The organism is Agrobacterium leguminum (assembly GCF_005144435.2).
Classification (GTDB): Bacteria; Pseudomonadota; Alphaproteobacteria; order Rhizobiales; family Rhizobiaceae; genus Agrobacterium; species Agrobacterium leguminum.
Map to the genome: position 1 here is coordinate 2,279,365 of NZ_CP120212.1, position 21,101 is coordinate 2,300,465.

General features: G+C 61.7%; 18 protein-coding genes. 8 read left to right on the plus strand and 10 right to left on the minus strand.

Annotated features, from left to right (window positions below):
• Positions 1-8: 8 nt before the first annotated feature.
• Together CFBP4996_RS24905 and CFBP4996_RS24910 are read left to right on the plus strand one after the other, a co-directional pair.
• Positions 9-1,793 (plus strand): gamma-glutamyltransferase family protein, encoded by a 1,785-nt coding sequence (locus CFBP4996_RS24905; protein WP_080853409.1) that lies wholly within the window; start codon positions 9-11, stop codon positions 1,791-1,793.
• A gap of 4 nt (positions 1,794-1,797) precedes the next feature.
• Positions 1,798-3,609 (plus strand): ABC transporter ATP-binding protein, encoded by a 1,812-nt coding sequence (locus CFBP4996_RS24910; RefSeq protein WP_080853408.1) that lies wholly within the window; start codon positions 1,798-1,800, stop codon positions 3,607-3,609.
• Between the two features lie 39 nt (positions 3,610-3,648).
• Here CFBP4996_RS24910 and CFBP4996_RS24915 read toward each other — a convergent pair whose 3' ends face one another.
• Genes CFBP4996_RS24915 through CFBP4996_RS24940 form a run of 6 tightly spaced genes read right to left on the minus strand, consistent with a single transcriptional unit; the run spans position 3,649 to position 9,195 of the window.
• Positions 3,649-4,458 (minus strand): inositol monophosphatase family protein, encoded by an 810-nt coding sequence (locus CFBP4996_RS24915; RefSeq protein WP_080853407.1) that lies wholly within the window; start codon positions 4,456-4,458, stop codon positions 3,649-3,651.
• On the minus strand, positions 4,455-5,291 hold the full coding sequence (locus CFBP4996_RS24920; RefSeq protein WP_080853406.1) for a glycerophosphodiester phosphodiesterase: 837 nt from the start codon (positions 5,289-5,291) through the stop codon (positions 4,455-4,457). The genes CFBP4996_RS24915 and CFBP4996_RS24920 overlap by 4 nt, the downstream gene beginning before the upstream one ends.
• Before the next feature lies 1 nt (position 5,292).
• Positions 5,293-6,327, minus strand: a complete 1,035-nt coding sequence (locus CFBP4996_RS24925; RefSeq protein WP_080853405.1) for an ABC transporter ATP-binding protein — start codon at positions 6,325-6,327, stop codon at positions 5,293-5,295.
• A gap of 9 nt (positions 6,328-6,336) precedes the next feature.
• Positions 6,337-7,161 carry an ABC transporter permease gene (locus tag CFBP4996_RS24930; protein WP_080853404.1) on the minus strand — a complete coding sequence of 275 codons (825 nt, stop codon included), beginning with the start codon at positions 7,159-7,161 and terminating at the stop codon, positions 6,337-6,339.
• Position 7,162: 1 nt separating this feature from the next.
• Positions 7,163-8,047 carry an ABC transporter permease gene (locus tag CFBP4996_RS24935; RefSeq protein WP_003521662.1) on the minus strand — a complete coding sequence of 295 codons (885 nt, stop codon included), beginning with the start codon at positions 8,045-8,047 and terminating at the stop codon, positions 7,163-7,165.
• Entirely contained in the window at positions 8,044-9,195 is a 1,152-nt protein-coding gene (locus tag CFBP4996_RS24940; RefSeq protein WP_080853403.1) for an extracellular solute-binding protein, read from the minus strand. The genes CFBP4996_RS24935 and CFBP4996_RS24940 overlap by 4 nt, the downstream gene beginning before the upstream one ends.
• Before the next feature lie 268 nt (positions 9,196-9,463).
• Here CFBP4996_RS24940 and CFBP4996_RS24945 point away from each other — a divergent pair, with 268 nt between their 5' ends.
• The 6 genes from CFBP4996_RS24945 to CFBP4996_RS24970 all read left to right on the plus strand — a co-directional run bounded on the left by CFBP4996_RS24945 (position 9,464) and on the right by CFBP4996_RS24970 (position 16,180).
• Positions 9,464-9,646 (plus strand): hypothetical protein, encoded by a 183-nt coding sequence (locus CFBP4996_RS24945; RefSeq protein WP_020810615.1) that lies wholly within the window; start codon positions 9,464-9,466, stop codon positions 9,644-9,646.
• Between the two features lie 149 nt (positions 9,647-9,795).
• Positions 9,796-10,122 (plus strand): GCG_CRPN prefix-to-repeats domain-containing protein, encoded by a 327-nt coding sequence (locus tag CFBP4996_RS24950; protein WP_020810616.1) that lies wholly within the window; start codon positions 9,796-9,798, stop codon positions 10,120-10,122.
• A gap of 195 nt (positions 10,123-10,317) precedes the next feature.
• Positions 10,318-11,013 carry a superoxide dismutase gene (locus CFBP4996_RS24955; RefSeq protein ID WP_080853401.1) on the plus strand — a complete coding sequence of 232 codons (696 nt, stop codon included), beginning with the start codon at positions 10,318-10,320 and terminating at the stop codon, positions 11,011-11,013.
• Positions 11,014-11,127: 114 nt separating this feature from the next.
• Complete coding sequence (locus CFBP4996_RS24960; RefSeq protein ID WP_080853400.1) at positions 11,128-12,117, plus strand: Bug family tripartite tricarboxylate transporter substrate binding protein; 990 nt, start codon at positions 11,128-11,130, stop codon at positions 12,115-12,117.
• A gap of 460 nt (positions 12,118-12,577) precedes the next feature.
• Positions 12,578-14,392, plus strand: a complete 1,815-nt coding sequence (locus tag CFBP4996_RS24965) for an ABC transporter ATP-binding protein (RefSeq protein WP_080853399.1) — start codon at positions 12,578-12,580, stop codon at positions 14,390-14,392.
• A 180-nt stretch (positions 14,393-14,572) separates the two neighbouring features.
• Entirely contained in the window at positions 14,573-16,180 is a 1,608-nt protein-coding gene (locus CFBP4996_RS24970) for an ABC-F family ATP-binding cassette domain-containing protein (RefSeq protein ID WP_080853398.1), read from the plus strand.
• On the opposite strand, the gene CFBP4996_RS24975 is transcribed toward CFBP4996_RS24970, so the two are convergent.
• Genes CFBP4996_RS24975 through CFBP4996_RS24990 form a run of 4 tightly spaced genes read right to left on the minus strand, consistent with a single transcriptional unit; the run spans position 16,174 to position 20,769 of the window.
• Entirely contained in the window at positions 16,174-17,124 is a 951-nt protein-coding gene (locus CFBP4996_RS24975; RefSeq protein ID WP_080853397.1) for a Csu type fimbrial protein, read from the minus strand. The genes CFBP4996_RS24970 and CFBP4996_RS24975 overlap by 7 nt on opposite strands.
• A complete protein-coding gene (locus tag CFBP4996_RS24980; protein WP_080853396.1) occupies positions 17,121-19,559 on the minus strand; it encodes a fimbria/pilus outer membrane usher protein in 2,439 nt (812 codons plus the stop codon). The genes CFBP4996_RS24975 and CFBP4996_RS24980 overlap by 4 nt, the downstream gene beginning before the upstream one ends.
• Positions 19,531-20,250, minus strand: coding sequence for a fimbrial biogenesis chaperone (locus tag CFBP4996_RS24985; RefSeq protein ID WP_080853395.1), 720 nt, complete (start codon positions 20,248-20,250; stop codon positions 19,531-19,533). Before CFBP4996_RS24985 ends, CFBP4996_RS24980 begins: the two co-directional genes overlap by 29 nt.
• Before the next feature lie 21 nt (positions 20,251-20,271).
• Complete coding sequence (locus tag CFBP4996_RS24990; RefSeq protein ID WP_080853394.1) at positions 20,272-20,769, minus strand: Csu type fimbrial protein; 498 nt, start codon at positions 20,767-20,769, stop codon at positions 20,272-20,274.
• Positions 20,770-21,101: the final 332 nt, after the last annotated feature.

Sequence of the window (21,101 nt, forward strand, 5' to 3'; positions counted from 1 at the left end):
ATATCCGAATGAATGAATTCACCACACGCCCTGAAATCCTTGGCACCTTCGGCGTCGTCACCTCAACGCACTGGATCGCGTCGGCCGTCGGCATGGCGATCCTCGAAAAAGGCGGCAATGCTTTCGACGCCGCCGTCGCCACCGGTTTCGTCCTCCAGATCGTCGAGCCGCATCTTTGCGGCCCCGGCGGAGATATGCCCGCCGTGTTTTATTCGAAGCAGAAGGACAAGGTGGAAGTCATCTGCGCACAGGGCCCGGCTCCGAGCGGTGCAACGATTGAACATTACACGTCGGAAGGGCTGAAGCTGATCCCCGGCGACGGGCTGCTCGCCACCGTCATTCCCGGCGCTTTCGATGGCTGGATGCTGATGTTGCGCGACTATGGCACGATGAGCGTGCGCGAAGTGCTGGAACCCGCGATCTATTATGCCGAGCAAGGGCATCCGACATTGCCGCGCGTCTCCGCCACCATCAAGGGTCTGGCCGATTTCTTCGAGAAGGAATGGCCGACATCCCATGAGACGTGGCTGCCGGGTGGCGCGGCACCCGAGCCTCACGCCAATTTCCGCAATCCGGTTCTGGCCGCGACCTATCAGCGGATCGTCACCGAAGCCGAAGCGCGCTCCGGCCGCGAAAGCCAGATCGAGGCGGCACGCGATGCCTTTTATCGGGGTTTCGTAGCGGAAGCTATCGACGGTTACGTAAGGACAGCGGAAGTCATGGATGCCAGCGGCGCACGGCACAAGGGCGTGTTGACGGCGCAGGATATGGCGGACTGGAGCGCGACCGTCGAAGCGCCGCAGACGCTCGACTATCACGACTGGACGATTGCCAAGACGCCCGCCTGGGGGCAGGGTCCGGTTCTGCTGCAATCGCTTGCGCTTCTGAAAGGCTTCGACGTTGCGGCCATGGACCCCTCCGGTCCCGATTTCATCCACACCATCGTCGAAGCCATGAAGCTCGCCTATGCTGACCGCGAGGTCTATTACGGCGATCCGGAATTCGGGCAGATCCCGACGGAATATCTCCTGTCGGAAGGCTACAATGCCGGACGCCGCGCGCTGATAAGCGGCGAGGCCTCGCTGGAACTGCGCCCCGGCACCGTGCCGGGTTACGAAAAGCAGGTGGACGCCACCATGGCCATGCTGGCCGAGATGAGCGGCACCGGCACGGTCTACGAGCCGACCATGTCGCATCTGACGGAGAAGCGCGGCGATACGGTGCATATCGATGTCATCGACCGCTGGGGCAACATGGTCTCCACCACGCCGTCGGGCGGCTGGCTGCAATCTTCGCCCATCGTGCCCGGCCTCGGTTTTGCGCTCAATTCCCGCGCCCAGATGTTCTGGCTGAAGGAGGGCCTGCCGACCTCGCTTGCACCGGGCAAACGCCCGCGTACCACGCTGACGCCTTCGCTTGCGCTTCATCAGGGGCGTCCCTCCATGGTGTTCGGCACGCCTGGCGGCGATCAGCAGGACCAGTGGCAACTGCCCTTCTTCCTGCGTTATGCCCATCACGGCAAGAACCTGCAGGCCGCCATCGACATGCCGTTGTTCCACACCGCGCATTTTCCGGGCTCGTTTTATCCGCGCACCAGTTCGCCGGGTGAAATCACCGTGGAGAGCACGGTGGGTGAGGCGACCTTGCAGGAGCTTCGCCGCCGCGGGCACCGCGTCACGGTTGCCGATGCATGGTCGGTCGGGCGGCTCACCGCCGCGCGTCGCGATGCGGACGGCCTGCTTCGCGCCGCCGCAACACCGCGGCTGATGCAGGCCTATGCGGTAGGGCGGTGACACCATGGAGACAAAACCCGTCCTTTCCGTCCGTAACCTCACTACCTCCTTCCTCGTCGATGGCGCCTGGAAGAGCGTCGTGCGCAACGTGTCCTTCGATGTCGCCCCCGGCGAAACCGTCGCGATTGTCGGTGAATCCGGCTCCGGTAAATCGGTGACGTCGCTGTCTCTCATGCGCCTGCTTGCCCCGGCCTCCAGCCGGATCGAGGGTGAAGTGCTGCTCAACGGGCGCGATCTTCTTGCGCTTTCCGAAAGAGAAATGCGCGGCGTGCGCGGCAACGATATCTCGATGATCTTTCAGGAGCCGATGACCTCGCTCAATCCGATCTTCACCATCGGCCGCCAGATTTCCGAAGTCCTTATCCGGCACAAGGGGCTTTCGAAGCAGGAGGCACGGGCGGAGACGGTGCGGCTGCTGGAAAAGGTTCGCATTCCCAATGCCTCCGGCCGTTTCGACGAATATCCGCACCAGTTTTCCGGCGGCATGCGCCAGCGCGTGATGATCGCCATGGCGCTCGCCTCACGGCCGAAACTGCTGATCGCCGACGAGCCGACGACGGCGCTCGACGTCACCATTCAGGGCCAGATACTCGATCTTATCAAGCTGTTACAGGAAGAGGAGGGCATGTCGGTCCTTTTCATCACCCATGACATGGGCGTTGTGGCCGAAATCGCCGACCGGACGATCGTGATGTATCGCGGCGATGAGGTCGAGACCGGACCGACCGAGGACATCTTCCGGCGCGGCAAGCATCCCTATACGCGGGCGCTGCTTTCGGCGGTGCCGAAGCTCGGCTCAATGCGCGACCGGCAATGGCCGACACGGTTTCCGGTACTCGACATGAAAACCGGCCTTTCGAGCGAGCCGCAGGAGGTGGCGGGGACGGTTGCGAGCGGGCAGACGCCGGTTCTGTCGGTCCGAAACCTTGTGACGCGTTTTGCCATCCGCTCCGGCCTGCTGGCACGCCAGACGGGCGCAGTCCATGCGGTGGAAAACGTCTCCTTCGATCTGTTTCAGGGGGAAACGCTGTCGCTGGTGGGTGAATCCGGCTGCGGAAAATCCACCACCGGCCGCTCGATCATGCGGCTTGTGGAGCCGACGGCCGGCGACGTGTCGCTCGACGGTTACGACGTGATGCGGCTCGATACGGTCGGCCTGCGCAATATGCGCAAATCCGTGCAGATGATCTTTCAGGACCCGTTCTCGTCGCTCAATCCGCGCATGACGGTTGGCACGGCGATTTCCGAGCCCTTCATCAAGCACAAACTGGGCAGCAGCAGACAGGCGAAGGAAAAGACTGCCGATCTTCTCGAAAAGGTGGGCCTGTCCGCCGATATGGCCAGCCGCTACCCCCATGAATTTTCGGGCGGCCAGCGCCAGCGCATCGCCATTGCCCGCGCGCTTGCGCTCGATCCGAAGGTCATCGTTGCCGATGAAAGCGTCTCGGCGCTCGATGTTTCCATCAAGGCGCAGGTCTGCAACCTGCTGCTCGACCTGCAACAGAGCCTCAATCTGGCCTTCCTGTTCATTTCCCATGACATGGCAGTGGTGGAACGCGTCAGCCATCGTGTGGCGGTGATGTATCTCGGCGAGATCGTCGAAATCGGGCCGCGTGCGGCGGTTTTCGACGATCCGCAACATCCCTATACGAAAAAGCTGATGGCCGCCGTGCCGGTGCCTGATCCGGCAAGGCGCGGGATTAGGCGCGGCATATCCAATGACGAGCTGAAAAGCCCGATACGGGCCATGGGATATGAAACGCCGGTGCGAAACTACAGGACCGTATCGCCCGGCCACCTGGTGCAGGTGGCCTGAGACGATTGCTGCGGCATGAACGCTCCGAAGACGAAGCCGTTATGTGAGGTTCTTGGGCGGAACGCCGCGCAGGTGCTCCATGAGATAGGCATGGGTCGCGGCATTGGCGACGATCAGCGTACCGGTCTTTTCATAGAACTCCGGTCCGCGGCCCCACCAGTCGGTCACGATGCCGCCGGCCTCCTGCACCAGCAGAATGCCGGCTGCCGTGTCCACGAAGCCCGTTTCCTCGTAATAGCCGGTCAGCCGGCCGCAGGCGACGTAAGCGCAGGAATTGGCGGCGCTGCCGACCACACGGACCGCGCCGATGGGCGCACGAATGGCGTCAAGGCGCTGATAGGCGCCGGGATAAAGCTGGAGATTGGGTGTTGGCAGGCCGGTGCCGACGCACATCAGGGCGACATCGGTGCTGGCATTGACCCGCAGGCGCTCGCCGTTGAGATAGGCGCCGTCTCCCTTGATCGCGGTGAACATCTCGTCGGAAACGGGATTGTAGACCAGCCCGCAGATCGTTTCATTGCCACGGCGAAGCGCGATGGTAATGGTATAGTGCTGGCCGAAGATGAAATTTGTGGTGCCGTCGATGGGGTCGACCAGCCAGCGGTGATCTCGATCCGCCCCTTCGACGGGCGCGAATTCCTCGCCGGTCAGTCCCCAGGGATATTGCCCGAGCAGACGGTCGCGGATCAGCGTTTCGGAGTCCCTGTCCGCATCGGAAACGAAGTCCCCCGGTCCCTTGACGCCGATCTCGATCTCGCGGAAGCGCCTGAAATGGTCGAGCGTCAATGCGCCGGCTTCGCGGGCGGTGGCGACCATATGGTCGAGGATGGTGCTGTAATTGACTGTCATCGGCTGAACACCTCGGCGAGCCCTTCCGGATCGTCGGTGGTGATCTGGTCCACCTTAAGCCGCAAGAGGCGTTTCACCTGTTCTATGGATTGCGGTGTGACGCTGTTGATCGTCCAGGCATCGATACGGCGGCCGGCGGCATGGATGGGGGCGATGATATCGACGCCCGCATCCTCGGCGGCAAGCACGATCTCGTAGGCGAGGTAGATCATGTCCGCATCGGGTGCCGTGGCAAGGGCGTCTTCGATGAAGCCCAGATAGTTTCCGCTTGCCTTCAGTGCGGCTAGCGTGCCGCGATGGCAGGGATCATATCCGGTGCGAAGGCCGGGGGCTGAGCCGGCCAGCGTGGCGATGGCGTCGAAATCGCCGCCCGACAGGATCACGGACTTTGCTATTGGCGAAACGCTCGCCCCGAAACCGGCGACCACCTGCGGGGTAAGCGCTTGCCGGTCTTCCTTGAAATCGAGCTGGAGCAGGGCGTCGGTATGAACGGCGCCCTCGGCAAGCAGGGCGCAAAGGTCTTCGAGCAGCATTACCTTCGCATCGATGGGGTGGCCCTCATTGTCGCGCAAATGGAGCTGGCGCAGGGCGGCGGCGGATGTGTCGCGCACCCGGCCGGTGCCGGTGGTTTCCCGCTCCAGCGTCCGGTCATGCAAAACGGCGCAGCCATGATCGGCGTGAATGACGAGATCGACCTCGATGCTCGCACCGAGCCGCATCGCCTCGATGATACGCTCGCCGGTAAAGACCGGATCTTCGGCGCGGCGGCGGGCGCGATGCCATTTGAGCCATGTTCTGTGGCCGTCGCGGTCGATAAGGATCGGCTGGTTCATGTCAGCTCCGGTAGATTGGGCGGTTGTCGCGATAGGCGGTGACGGCACGGGGCGAAATCTGTACGCCCTGTCCCGTCTGGAACATATCCGGGTGGGCGACCATGGATTTGATCCTTGTACCATCGGTAAGATCAAGGTCGACAAGGCCGTGGGTGCCGTAATCCGTCACCCGGTGCACACTTGCTTCCGGCGTTTCGGAAATCGTCAGATCGATGGCTTCCGGGCGAAGGGCGAGAATGGCCGGTCCGTCGGAGACGGCAAGCGGCAGGCTGAAACCGGCGCGCATGAAGTTTCCGTCTGAAACCGCGCCCTCTATCAGGTTCATGGTGCCGATGAAGCCGGCGACGAACGGGGTCTGCGGTTCGCGATAGATCACATTCGGCCGGTCGATCTGTTCGGTCTTGCCGTTCGCCATCACGACGATGCGGTCGGCCATGGAAAGGGCCTCATCCTGACCGTGGGTGACGAACAGCGTGGTGATGCCGAGACGCTGCTGAATATCGCGCACCTCTTCCCGCAGCCGCTCGCGCAGATGCTGGTCGAGGCTGGCGAAGGGTTCGTCGAGTAGGAGTATTTTCGGTTCGAGAACCAGCGAGCGGGCGAGCGCCACACGCTGCTGCTGGCCGCCGGAAAGCTGGCCGGTGGCGCGCTCGCCATAACCGGAAAGCCCGACGAGTTCGAGCACCGCCTCCACTTTCTCTCTGATGACGGCAGCCGGCATGCGGCGCAGCCTGAGGCCGAAAGCGAGGTTTTTGAAGACGTTCATGTGGCTCCAGAGCGCGTGGCTCTGAAACACCATGCCGGTCGGCCGCCGCTCCGGCGGCAGGTGGGTGACATCTTCGCCATCGATGGTGATCTGCCCGCCCGTCGGCTGCTCGAAACCGCCGACCATGCGCAGCAGCGTCGACTTGCCCGAACCGGAGGGGCCGAGAAGGCAGACGAGTTCGCCATCGGCGACATCGAGCGAGAAACTGTCGACTGCCTTTGTCCCGCCGGAATAGGTTTTCGTGACCTGGCGGATGTGAAGTACGGACATGATGATTTCCTAACCGCCGAAACCGCGGGCGAATGCGCCGCCACCGATGACGCGGCGGGCGAACATGAGGGCAATGAAGGACGGCACCCAGAGCAGGACGGACAGGACCGCGCCATACTGGATGACCATCTGGTTGTTGATGTAGCTGATCATCAGCACCGGCATCGTTCGAATGCCGGGCGCGCCGATCAGCCATGCGCCTTCCGTCTCGTAAAAAGTGCCGACGAAGCTCAGCAGCACGGCGGCGGCGATGGTCGGTCCCGCCTGCGGCAGGGTAATCGACCAGAAGACCCTGAGCGGACTGGCGCCGACATCGCGGGCCGCCTCTTCCATGCGCCGGTCGACGGCCTGAAATGCCGCCACGGGAATCCAGATCATGAACATCAGCGTGCCGACGAGCTGGATGAGAACGACGCCCCAGAAGGTGCCGATGAGGTTGAGCTGCAGGAAAATGGCGGCAATCGCCACCAGAAGCCCGAATTTCGGGAAGGCGTGGCCGGCAAGGAAGGAGAAGAACAGCAGGTTGCGGCCGGGGAAGCTCATGCGCGCAAAGGCATAGGCGGCGGGAAGGCAGATCACCGCTGAAAGCAGCGTTACCACCGTTGTCAGCCGCAGGCTCAGCACCAGCGCGTTCCACACGTCGGCGCGTCCCAGTGTCTGGCCCCAGAAGCGGAAACCGAACTGCTGGGGAATGACGTTGGGAAAACGCCAGACTTCGGTGAATGCCCAGGTGCCCACCACAAGCAGCGGCCCGACGATGGCGACGGTGAGAAGTGTGGCGAAAAATATGCCGGGCCAGTCCATGCGCGTTCGCGCCGGCGTGAGGGTCGTCATGTCATTTCCCCTGGTTGCGTGCGACCGAACGCACGTAGAACAGGCCGAATGCGATGCAGAAACCGAAAGCGATGACGGCCTGGGTCATGGCGCCGATGGGATCCTGCACTTCGCGCAGCGTGCGCTGCATGAAGGGGCCGAGCATTTCGGGAGAGGCCGGTCCGAGAAGATAGGGTAGGGTGAAAGAGGAGAAAATGCCGAGCACCGAAAAGGAGAGCGCCACGAGAATGGAATTGGAAATGCGCGGCAGGATGATGTGCCAGAAGACCTGAAGCGCGTTTGCGCCCACATCCCGTGCCGCCTCCACCGACTGGTTGGCGACGCTGCCGAGGCCCGCGAGCAGGATGAGAACGGTCAGCGGAATATTGTCCCAGACGAGACCGATGACGGGTCCCCACGGGGTGAGATAGGGCGTGCGGATTTTCGGCAGATCGACCGCATTGAGCAATATGTCCACCATGCCGTTGGGCCCGAGAACGCGGATGAAGGCGAAGGCGAGGATGATGGAGGGCACGAACATCGGGAAGATGGCGAGCGCCTGCACATAAGCCGAAAGGCGGCCTTGCGAAAAGCGCAGGTAAAGCGCGATCGGCAGGCAGATCGCCAGCAGGAGTATCGCGCAGACCATTGTTGTCCACAACGTCACGGCAAGATTGTCGAGGCTGTAGCGGTCCGAGAAGAAGAAGCCGTAGCTCGAAAGATCGAAACTCGTTTCGCCGTTTGCTCCGGTGCGCCAGACGGTGCGGCCGATGGCGTTGATGGCAGGCCAGATGACGAGCCAGATCATCAGGAAGACGGGGATGGCGACGAGCAGGAGGCCGACTGGCCTCCTGCCTGCCGTATTGTCGATGAGCGGGCGAACCGCTCCTTCCGCAACCTCGGTCACGATTTGCGGTCGACGTTGGGAGCGACGTTGCGATACCAGCCATCATTGATGGCGGTTTCCCATTTGCCGGCCGGGAAGGTCGGAATTGTCTGCGGGATGATGTCGGCGAAACGCGTGCGCAGTTCGGCCGGCACATAGTCCCAGGAAACGCCGGGGAAACCGCCGAGTTCGGTGAGGATCGCGCCCTGGATTTCTTCCGACAGCACGAAATTGGCGAGCTTCAGCGCAGCGCCGCGATTGGCGCCGTTGGCGAGCACCACGGCGCGAGAGAAATCACCGCAAAGCGCCAGATCCTGAAGCTGGACGAGGCCGGTTTCTTGCGGCAGAACGCCCTGATCGATGGCCTTCAGCACCTGATCGGACCAGACAGGGGTCATGGTGACGACGCCCTGCGAAAGCAGCTGCAGCGACTGCGTGTTGCCGGAGGAATATGCGCCCTTGTCATAGAGCGACGGGGCGATGTCCTTGAGCAGCGCCCATGCCTTGCCGAGAGCCTTGTCACCGGCTTCCTGGGTGTAATTGTCGACCGTGAAGGCCTTGGGGTCGAGGCCGTTGGCCTGATGGATGGCGCGGCGGACGAAGTTGCCGCCGGAGCCGCCCTTGTCGGGACGGTTATAGACGAACTGGCCGGGATTGGCCTTGATCCATTTGACGAGTTCATCCCAGGTCTTCGGTGCATCCGCCGGCTTGAGCTTGCTGGTGTCATAGGCGAGCAGAACCTGGCTGCCGCGATAGGGCAGGCTGTATTCGCTGCGGATGGCGAGCGGATTGACGCGCGAATAGTTGGAGAGGCCGGCTTTCGCCATGTTCACATAGATGCCGGCATCGATGCCGCCGGTGGGCAGCAGCGGATCGGCCGTTTCGAAATAATCGGCCTGCGGATCGGTGCCCGTCTGCTTTGCGGCGATGGCGCGCTCGCCGATGGCGGTGATGCCGGCGCTGTCGCCAGCATCGACGAGGTTGAGCTTCAGGCCGGGATTGGCGGCTTCAAAAGCGGGCTTGATCGTATTGGACCAGAAATCGAGGATATTCGTATCCGAACTGGTGTACCAGTCGATCGTGCCCGGAGCGGCGAAGCTCATGCGCGGTGCAAGGGCGAGACCGGCGGCGGCGCCTGCGGCGGACATCATAAAGGTGCGGCGTTTCATCTATGTCTCCGATGTTTTCGGCGCGAGTGGAACTGCTGAGCACTGCCCCCGGAAAGATGGGGAAGGCTCTGGCCGGTCGTTGCACAGCCGTGCATTTTTTGAACGGGCCGGCGGCGGTTCTAATGTCTTTCCATAACGCTTTCGTGACGGTTGCTGCCGACAGGCATCGCCGGCACGCCCTGTCCGGGTGGCCGTTCGAAAGCAGGCCCTACTAAAGGAGTTGCCGGGCAGGTAGAGTGATCGCGATAGCATTGGCGGGAGGGGAGCGATGATCGCAGCCTATATCGACGAATTTATCATGTTTTGTGCCGGTCTGTGGATGACATGTGTCGGCTTCGGTTATCTGCCGCTGTCAAAAAATACGGTCAATCAGCCGCCGGTTGTTCGTCACTTCAGGTGGATGGGGCCTTTGCTGATCGTCATCGCGTTTGTTCTGGCCCTGGCCAGCTGACCGGAAAATCCTCCGCAAAACTTCGGTAAAGAAAGAGCCGGCCGGTGATCGGGCGCGGGCGTCCGTGCCACGAAAAGATCACGATTCATTCAGCCACAGTTCACCCGGCGGGGCGCTAAATCCCCTCATCCCACAAGGAGGGAGATAAGATGCGCAAGATGATTCTAACCGCCGGACTAATTCTCGGCGCCCTGTTCGGCACCGGCGCCAACGCCATGCCTGTCGGTCAACCGTCTGCACCTTCGGCATCCCACATTCAAAAGGTGGATTATGCCTGCGGACGCGGCTTCCATTTGACCCCGCGCGGCTATTGCCGTCCGAACGGACCGCGTTATGAGCGCGGCTGGGACCGGCGCGACCGCTGGGAAGCTCGCCGTGAATGGCGCGAGCGTCAGGCCAGACGGGAATGGCGTGAGTGGCGCGACCGCAGAGATTATCGCGACTATCGCGATCGTCGCGATTATTATCGCTACTGATCGGGCAAGGCCCTCTCTGCGTCGGGAGGGCCTTTCTCATATGGGCCGGTGAGGTTCATCCGCCCTTGGGGAGGGTGTGAATACAGCGTCCCTGCTGCAAATCAGCATGGCCTGCGACAGAATTGCCTTCAATGTGAGGAAACCCGGACCGCAGTTCGGGGTTAGTCCAGTATCACCGTTCATAAGGAGGATACGATGGACATCACCAGACGCACGATTCTCACCGCCGGCGCAGCAACTGCCGCCGCTGCAATCTTTCCCCGCCCGCACGTCGCGCGTGCCGCATTGCCCTTGATGCAGCCCAAACTTCCTTTCGCCGAGGCCGATCTCGCGCCAGTGATTTCGGCGAAAACGGTGGGTCTTCATTATGGAAAACACCACAAGGCCTATTACGACAAGCTGAATGCGCTTGCCGCCGGCACGCCCTATGCCGACATGGAGCTGGCGGATATCGTGACGCAATCCGCCAGGTCGAAAGAGGCGACGGACGTCAAGATCTTCAACAATGCCGCACAGGCTTGGAACCATGTCGCCTATTGGGATCAGTTCGTACCGGGCGGGCCGAACCGGCCGACGGGAGATCTCGCCGCTTCGGTCGACGAGACCTTCGGTGGCTATGATGGTTTCATCAAACGCGCGGTCGATGTCTCCGATACGGTCTTCGGCACCGGCTGGGTGTGGCTGACGCGCGGCGACGACGACCGGCTCGCGCTGATCGGATATGAGGACGGCAAGAACCCCGTCGCTGTCGGCCGCCCGGCCTATCTCGGCATCGACATATGGGAGCATGCCTATTACGTCGATTATGAGAACCGCAAGGCCGAACATATTCGCGCCGTGCTCGACAGGCTGGTCAACTGGCGGGTCGTCGAAGAGCGCCTGAAATCATAACGATCCTCTTTCTCCTGAAACCTGCCGGGAGCGGCCGGCCGCCTGCGGGTTGCCCTGAGGTGCATTTTAGCTACTATGCGCCCATGGCGAGGAGGCCATGTTACAGGAGGGTTCATGATTTACCGGTCTTCAAAACGGCGCATGGTGCTGAAACTTGCCGCTGCGGCGGTTTCTTTCGGCATGCTGGGAACGGCTGCGGTCGCGCAGGGCTTCCCCGATCGAACGATTACTCTGGTCGTTCCTTTCGCGGCGGGCGGCTCCACCGATGTGGTCGCGCGTGTTATCGCACAGAAGATGGGTGATGAGCTCGGCCAGCAGATCGTCGTTGAAAATGTCGCCGGGGCCGGCGGCAATCTCGGTGCCGACCGCGTGGCCCGCGCCGATCCCGACGGCTACACGATCCTGATGGGTACGGTTGCCACCCACGCCCTCACCCCGCTCATTCTCAAGACCAAGCCTTACGATCCGGAAAAGGATTTCACGCCGGTTTCGCTGCTCGTGGTCGTGCCGAATGTGCTGGTCGTCAATCCGAAGCTCAACGTCAACAGCGTGGCGGAACTGATTGCGCTCTTGAAGGCCGAGCCGGACAAACATGCTTATGCCTCTTCCGGCAATGGCACGCCGCTGCATCTTTCCGGCGAGCTGTTCAAGAGCATGGCCGGCGTCAGCATGCAGCATGTTCCCTACAAGGGCGCAGGCCCGGCGCTCAACGATCTGCTCGGCAATCAGATTTCCATCATGTTCGACAATCTGCCGTCTTCGTCCGGACATATCAAATCCGGCACGTTGCGGGCGCTCGGCGTCACGACCAAGGAGCGCGCCTCGTCCTTCCCGGATCTGCCGACAATCGCCGAGACGGTGCCGGGTTATGAGACCTATACCTGGAATGCGCTCTTTGCGCCTGCCGGCACGCCGGCCGAGGTGGTCGACAAGCTGAATGCCGCGGCCAAGAAGGCGCTTGCCGATCCTGGGGTTGCCGCACGCATGGCGGAATTCAGCGCCAAGATCGTCGCCTCTTCGCCGGATGAACTGAAAACCCACGTTGCGGCGGAAATCGCCAAGTGGGGACCGGTGGTCAAGGATGCGAATGTGCAGATGGACTGACCGGCAACGGCAGATACCATTCCGATTTTCCGCCGCACATCCTGCCGGTTGCGGACGGAAATAAGGACCTGACAAAGCCGTGGCCGATGCCGCTGTCGCATCGGCCACGATTTATGTTGTCGCACCCAGCCGGTGTGGCCTTTCCGCATCACTCACCAGCGGGTTGCAAAAACCCGCTTGGCAAGCTCTAACCGCTGAGTTACAAATCTCGCTACCGCGTCAGATCGAACAAAGGGAGGCGTTGCATGACACCAGCATTCTTCGAAACCCTCCCGCAGGGAATGACCCGACACTAGGTCATATCCATTCGCGGCCCGCCCTGAGCGCGCCCGACATGCGGTTTTACTTCCCCCATAGCCCGATTGATCTGACGGGATCACTTCGTCTCCCGCCCGGGCTGTGCCATCCAACTTCCGTTTTGAGGACCGGTCGCCGATTTTAGGGCGCTGGGCTGGTAAAAATGACTCGCAAGAAGCTCGATTTCCGCGCCGATGCCTATCGACATGTGCTCGGCTTTGTTTTCAACCATTGGCGTCATCGGCCGGCGCTGGTGGGTTTCATCATCGTTCTGGTGATTGCCAGCACGCTGGCCGAAGTGATGGTGCCGGTCTTTTCCGGCCAGATCGTCGATGCCATTGCCGGTGGCGCCGGGGCCGGCAATGGAGCCGGCAACGGGGCAGATAAGGCGCTGCGCGCTTTCGTCATCGTGGTGGCGCTGGGGCTGGTGAGCGTGGTGCTGCGCTGGTTCATCTTCGACGGCATCATCCGGCTGACGCTGAAGATCATGGCGGATGTCGCCAATAACGGCTTCCACAAGGTGCAGCGCTTCTCCACCGACTGGCATGCCAACAGCTTTGCCGGCTCCACGGTCCGCAAGATCACGCGCGGCATGTGGGCGCTGGATTCGCTCAACGATCTGCTGCTCGTCGCGCTTTTGCCGTCCATCGTCATGCTGGTGGGCGCGACCATCGTGCTCGGCAGCTACTGGCCGGTCATGGGCCTGATCGTCGGCCTCGGATCGCTGATCTATATCGGCGTCACGGTCGGCCTTTCCATGGGGTATGTGTCGCCGGCGGCAAGGCTTGCCAATGCCTGGGATACCAGACTTGGCGGTGCGCTGGCGGATGCCATCAGCTGCAATTCTGTGGTCAAGGCCTTCGGCGCCGAGACCCGCGAGGAAACGCGGCTGGGCCATGTGCTGGTGAAGTGGGATAACCGCACGCGCAGGACATGGAAGCGTGGCACGCTGAACGGCACGATCCAGAGCTTCATGATGGTCTCCATGCAGGCCGGCATTCTGGGCACGGGCCTCATCATGTGGCAAAAGGGGCTGGCGACGCCTGGCGACATTACCTTCGTGCTGGCGATGTTCTTCGTGTTGCAGGGTTATCTGCGCGATGTGGGGCAGGATATCCGTAACCTGCAACGCGCCGTCAACGACATGGAAGAGCTGGTGCTGCTGGACAAGATGCCGCTCGGCATCGAAGACAGGCCGGATGCAGGGCCGATCAGGATTGGAAAGGGCGAGATCGTCTTCGATCATGTTACCTTCCAGTATGGCGCGCATCCCACGCCGCTTTACGATGACTTTTCGGTCACCATCAAGGCGGGTGAACGGGTGGGTCTCGTCGGCCATTCCGGTTCGGGCAAGACAACCTTCGTCAAGCTCATCCAGCGGCTTTACGACATCAAGTCGGGCGCGATCCGCATCGACGGCCAGAATATCGCCGGGGTTAAGCAATCGAGCCTGCGCGGCCAGATCGCCATCGTGCAGCAGGAGCCCATCCTGTTCCACCGCACGCTGGCGGAAAACATCGCCTATGGCCGGCCGGACGCCACGCGGCGTCAGATCGAGCAGGCGGCGAAACAGGCCAGCGCCCATGATTTCATCATGTCCCTTCCCAAGGGTTATGAGACGATGGTGGGTGAACGCGGTGTCAAGCTGTCCGGCGGTGAGCGTCAGCGTGTCGCGATCGCCCGCGCTTTCCTCGCGGATGCGCCGGTGCTGATACTGGACGAGGCCACTTCCAGCCTCGACAGCGAAAGCGAAGTGCAGATCCAGCAGGCGATGGAACGGCTGATGGTCGGCCGCACCACGCTCGTCATCGCGCATCGGCTCTCCACGGTCCGGGCGCTGGACCGGCTGCTGGTCTTCGACAGGGGCAGGATTGTCGAAGAGGGTGACCATCAGGCGCTGATCCGTCTCAATGACGGCATCTACCGCAGGCTTTTCGAACGGCAGGCGCTGGAGCTGACCAAGGGCCTGGTGGCCTGAGAAAACGAAACGCCGGGGGTATCCTCCCGGCGTTCCCTTCCCGAACATTGACCCCGCGCCACGAACACGCCGCTTTTTTCGCGTAAGGGGTGTTCTTCGCAACACCAACAGGACGGTGAACCATGGATTTCCACCCGATCACAAAGCCGCAACGCCTTGTCATCAGGGGAACCCATATCCATGCCGCATTCCATCACTCTCTCGGACCTCTCGTGGTCGACACCTGACGGTCATCCGCTCTTTTCCGAGATCAATCTTCGCTTCGGACCCGAACGCACCGGCCTCGTCGGGCGCAACGGCGTCGGCAAGACGACGCTTCTGAAACTGATCGCCGGCGAACTGTCGCCGTCCGCGGGCACGGTTTCCGTCTCGGGCAGCGTCAATCTTCTGCGCCAGAGCGTGCAGGTTGTGTCCGACGAGACCGTCGCCGACCTGTTCGAAGTGCGCGATGCGCTGGAGGTGCTTGCCCGTGCGCAGGCGGGAACGGCCACTCTGGAAGAGCTTGAAGACATCGACTGGATGCTGGAGGAGAAAATTGCGGAGGCGCTCGCGCAGGTCGGGTTGGACGTCTTGCCCTCCATGCCGCTTTCGGCGCTTTCCGGCGGACAGCGCACGCGGGCCGCACTTGCGGCTCAAATCCATGCCGCGCCGGATTTCCTGATCCTCGACGAACCGACCAACAATCTCGACCGGGACGGACGCATTTTCGTTGCCGATTTTCTGGCGGGCTGGCGCGGCGGAGCGATCGTCGTCAGCCATGATCGGGAGCTTCTCGAAACCCTCGATGCGATTGTGGAAATGACCACGCTCGGTGCCACCCGTTATGGCGGCAACTGGAGCCACTATCACGCACAAAAAGCGCTGGAACTGGCCGCTGCGGAACAGTACTTCGCGAATGCGGAAAAGCGTCTGTCCGAGGTAAAACGCCGGTCGCAGGAAGGCCTGGAGCGCAAGGCCCGCCGCGATAGCAGGGGTGCTGCAAAAGCGGCGAGGGGCGACATGCCCCGTATCCTTGTCGGTGCGATGAAGAGGCGTGCCGAAAAGACGAGCGGCGACAACGCCAATCTGGCCAGCCGCCTGACGGCCGAGGCGACGGAAGACCTGAAGACGGCGCGTGAGCGGATCGAAATCCTGCAGGGCGTCAGTGTCACATTGCCGCCCAGCGGGCTGCACGCGACAAAGACCGTTCTCAGCCTGCAAAATCTGACCGCGGGGTATCAGGCCGAACACCCCGTGCTTCGCGATCTGTCCTTCGAGATCACCGGGCCGCAACGCGTCGCCGTCACCGGTCCGAACGGGTCTGGAAAAACGACGCTGCTTTCGGTGATCACGGGGGACTTGCCGCCATTCGAAGGGGCGGTGCATGTTGGGGTGAAGTCCGTGTTTCTCGACCAGCAGGTCAGCCTGCTCGAGGCGAGCCTGTCCATCCGCGACAACTTCCTTCGGCTTAACCCTAAGGCCGGGGAGAATGCCTGCCGCTCCGCGCTTGCGCGCTTCATGTTTCGTGCCGATGCCGCCTTGCAGATCGTTGCAACACTCTCGGGCGGGCAGATGCTCAGGGCCGGTCTCGCCTGTGTTCTGGGAGGCCCGCAGCCTCCGCAATTGCTGATCCTCGACGAGCCGACCAACCATCTGGATATCGATTCCATCGCGGCCGTGGAGGCTGGCCTTCAGGCCTATGATGGCGCCTTGCTGGTGGTCAGCCATGATGAGGCGTTCCTCGCCGCCATTGGCATCGAAAGGCGGCTGGAACTTGGGAAGTCAGAGATGCGTTCGGGCGCTCAGTAGTTCACCGTCACGACGACCGTATCGGAGTAGTTTCCCGGCGCTGGCGTGTTCTGCGCCGGGACGCGGCCATAGACGGTCAATGTCTGCAGGCTGCCCGTTCCGGTGCCGGTGGCGATCTCGCCCGCCGCACTTCCCCAGACATTCGTGCGGTTCACGTCGCGGTAGAGACCATAGGTTATCGATGCGCCCGCCTGCACCATTTGGCGCGCAGCGGGCGGGCTGTTGCTCAGGCCGCCATTGAGCGCCACACTGTAGTTCAGATTGGTGGTGCAGGTCAGATTGATCGCTCCGGTCGCATTGACTGCCGTGTTCAGCACACCATGACTGCCGAAATCGATGTTCTGGGCCGAGATGATGCATGTGGGTGCCACTGCAGCCGAGACGTTGAACGGCACCTGCGTGGGGTTCTGGGTCATGGAAGAGCAGCTCGGTGCGAGCAGGGTAAAGCTCGTATAGGTGAAGCTCGTTTCCGCGCCGGCGAAGCTGGAGAGGTAAAGGCCGCGCGCTGCCGAGGCCTGACCGGCGTTGATCCGGCCATAGACCGTGCGGCTCGTGGTGTTGATCAGGAGCGGCAGCGCCATATCGATTGGCGGAGGCGAGCCGAGTGCGGGCTGCGTGACCGATCCCCATGAGGTTGTCCGCGCCGCGTTCTGGTAGAGCTGGTAATTGAGGATGTTGCTGCCCTGAAGCATGCGACGTATGCCGCCCGACTGCCCGCCGCTTCCGGCATTGATATTGGGGCAAATGCGGATGGAAAGCGCCAGCGACAAGGGGTTGGAGCAGGTGACTGACAATGTCGCCGTCGTGTCCACGGCGCTGCCGCTTGCGAGATTGACGAAGCCGAAATTCATATCCGACATGCTGAAGGTGCAGCTTTGCGCCAGTACCGGTGAAGCCGGGAGGAAAGCGGCGATGGCAAGGGCGGTACGGGTCAGGACCTTCATTGGATGCTCCTGCATAGGGCTTCGAAAGTTGCGCGCGTCGTGCCGGCAGAGGGGAGGGTGATCTGTGCTTCGCATTCGCCCTTCGTCGGCTGCATGATGCGGAGGCGATGCGTTTCGCTGATATTGTCTAGATAGGCCTGTCCGTCATAACCGACGATGAAATCGCGCTTGCCGTCGATTTTGCCGGTCGATCCGGTTTCGATGAATTGGCCGCTCTCGTCTTTCAGCGTCACCAGCGCCACCTGACCCTCGGTTTCCACCTTGAAATTGACCACCGCGCCGGCCTGCTGTGTCGGCCTGACGGTCTGTTTCGTCCGGTCGATGCGGGCGTCGACCGGGAGATTGCTCGGGTCGAGCGTGATGTTGTTGACGTCATAGGAACGCAGGTTCGGAAGCAATATCTTGCCGCGGCGGTTGGTCTGGCCAATGGGGCGGTTTTCCAAAAGGATATTGACGCCGGGCGCGCCCGCATCCACCACGGCGAAGGCGTCATCGATCCGGTTGCCGACAAAGACATCGCCGCCGGCGAGCGCTATCGATCCTTCGATCTGCGCATAGGCCTGTGTCGTGCGGTTAAATTGATCGACGCCGGCCGAAACGCGCGCGGCGCTGCCGCGGTAACTGCCGGAAACGGAGGCGATATCGTTGCCGCCGGTCGAGCCGCGCAGACGCCAGCCATAACTTCCCTCGGCCTGCTCTTCGGATTTTCCGACCTCGGCCGTCAGCGAATATCCATCCGCATCCGACGACATGCCGGCCGAGCCGGAGACGCCGCCGCCGAACGACCAGGAGAGGCCTGCGAAGATGCCGTAGGATTTGTTGTCCTCAAGGTCCTTATAGGCGGTGATGAAGATATTGCCGTTCTCGCCGAACGGCCGCGTGGCGGAAAGGCCGAGCAGCCGGGATCGCCTTTCATCGAAGGTTTCGAGTTCCGTATAGGAGAAATTGAGGCTGGTCTCATCGAAACCGAGCTGGGTGGAAACGGAAATCTGGTCGAGGGCACGCGGCGGCCGCGCGCTCAGCAGCCCGGATGCCGTGCGGATATCGGACAGGTCGGCGGAGACGGAGGCCATATCGTGATAATCGCCGAATGTCCTTTGCGACCGTGCGTGAAATTTTACCCCCAGCAATTCCGCTTCGACGCTTGCGGAGAGCTGATAACCGCTTTCCGCGCCAAAGCGGCTCGATGCGCCCGAAACCGCCGCCAGTCCCTCCGCTCCAAGGGTGAAGACGCCGCCAAAGCCGATATTGTAGAAATTCTCGCCGCCTTCCGCATGGCCTTCCAGCGTCAGACTGTCCGACACGCCATAACGCAGCGTCGCAGACCCCAGCGGTTTGTCATCGTAATCGAAAGACGAGGTTCCGTAATTGCGCCGGGCAAAGCCAAGCTCGGCCGAAAAATCGATGAGGCCCTGCGCTAGCAGATCCGGTGAAGCATAAAAGGGCGTTTCGGACACGGTTTCGCGCCCCAGCGCATCCCGCACCACCAGCCGCGCATTGCCTGCACCGCTGATGACGGGGAGATTGGTGATCGAGAACGGCCCTTCGGGAACATCCTGCGACAGGCGGCGGACATTGTTGACATAGACGTCGACGGTGGAGGGCACAGCCGCGGAACCGGCAAATTCCGGCATCGGCATGGTGACGATATCCGGCCGCAGGTCGAAATTACGGCGAATCTGCAGGCCGCCCAGCCGCGTCGGGCGTGTCCAGCTCAGCCCGCCGGTGATAAGATCGCCGGCCCGATAGCTCGTCAGTGTGTCCTCGTCCGAATAGCTCCAGGTGGTATCGAGGCGCTGGGTATCGAACTCCGACAGGCGCGATGTGCTCAAAACCTGCGATGAGGAGAGCACGCCGAGCGGGCCGAAGGCCCTGCTTTCCAAAAGGGCCGAGACACCGTTGAAATCGGCGATATCCGACCATTTGCTGCCGCCGGAGGAACCATAGATCGTGTAATTCACCAGACCTCCAAAATCGCTCGTGGCCTTTTCCCGGGTCTCTTCGTCTTGCTTCTGCGCAATCTTGCCGGAGGCGTCGATCACCCTGTTTGCCCGCGCCGCCATCGGCAGGGTGAAATGCATGGACTGGCTGCCTTCATCGTAACGCGCCACCACATCCGGCAGCCGGGAAACATCGATCCAGCCATCATCGCCGGCAGCGCTTTCAGCCGGGGAAATCCCGATATTGGTGAGCTGTTCCGGCTCGATGAGAAACGATCCGGCGTCGTTTTGACGAAATGTGGCGATCAGTTCTGTCGAAACATCGTTGATGTAGACTTCGAGCTGCAACTGTCCCGCTTCTTTTGCGGCAAAAGAGGCCGGTTGCGCCGCAGGGGGTATATCCTGCGCCACGGAGAAATTGCCCGATGAAATGACCGTCAGAGCGGCAATCGTCAAAACGGCGAGATCAGCCGCCCGAGACGCGCGCCGTCGCATTGACGGGGCCGCCTTCGCTGTCTGCCGAAATCTTCAGCGTACCGCCGCCTTTCTTGCCGCCCGTTGCCGGAACCACAAAGCTTGCGGCGGATCCGCCAAGTACATAACCCACCAGCCCCTGCTGCCGGGCAAGCGCCTGTCCGTTGCTACCGGAAAGCATCAGGTTGGCGATCCTTATCCGCTTTGCGCCCGTGTTGGATACCGAGACCCGGTAGCCATTGCCCTGCGGCGTTACCTTCCAGGCCGGTTCCGCGTCGCTCGTGGAGGCGGGTGAGAAGAAAACGGGTATGGAGTGGCGCACCACCAGATTGACCGTGCCGGATTGCGGTCTTCCCGCCGGCGGCAATTCGTCGACAATGACGCGGTAACTCTCTTCGGCCCGCAGCGGCGCCTTGGAAAGCCGGACGATGCGGATAAGGTTTTCCGCGCCTCCCTTCAGCTGCGTCATCGGCGGGCTGGCGACGACGTCCTGCGCCGCCGTATAGACGTCCTGCCCGTTCTGCTGGGTCCAGCGGAAGATCCTGACCTGAACGTTGATCGGGGTTTTCGCATCGTTCCAGATGCGGAGGCTGGAGGCCGCCGTGGGCGCTTTAAGATCCAGAAGCACGGGTGCGACCCGTAGCGATGCGGACTGTGAAGGTGAAACACTCAAACCGGCAAAAAACGCAGCCGCTAAGGTAAAAACACGCATGCGCGATCCTCCCTGTGGCGATCAGTAGTTGAGCGTGGCCGTCACCGTATCGGTATAGACGCCGACCGCGGGTGTCGTCTGGGCAGGTACGCGCCCATAGACAGTGAAAGTCTGCGGCGCCCCGGTTCCGGTTCCCGTTTGCCGGTCCGTTACCACGGTGTTCCCCCACACCGTGCTATGTGCCGCAGTCGTATAAAGCGAGTAGGAAATGGTCGCGCCCGCAGGCGATGTCATCAGACGGTTGGCGACCGTCGCTCCAGAGCCGGCACCGGCGCTGAGACCCAGGCTGAAGGGAGTGCTGGCCGTGCATTGCACGACAATATCGCTGGTCGCATCGATATTGCTGCCGATCACACCGTTGGTGCCGAAATTGAGATTGCCGGCGGAATTGATCTGGCACGCCGCCTGAATGGTGATCTGGACGTTGAAATTCGTCGTGGCGACCTGCGCGACGCCCGATGCCGGTGAGAGGACCAGTGCCGCAAATGATAATAAATAGCCTGATGCTGCAAACTTCATGCTGCCTCCCCAAGCTGCTGCGCTGCTGATTTTTCGATGCACAACATGGAATTACGCCAATAACGGGTAATTAGAATAATCTAATACTCGTACCGATTTGGTTAATAAATCCTTAATGGGGGATGCCTGAAAAACCACTGGCTGAAATGCAGCGGGCGCCACAATCAAAAGTGTCGCGACGTGGTTGCAAAGCACAGGATCGACGCTAAATCCCGTCTACGAGTTTTTTACTGAAATGCGACATCTTGTCAGCCGGCCCCGGTTGGCGTACTCGAAATCGATAGAAACCCGGGCCGATCAACAGTACCGTTCGGTGACGCTGTGTTCGGCCC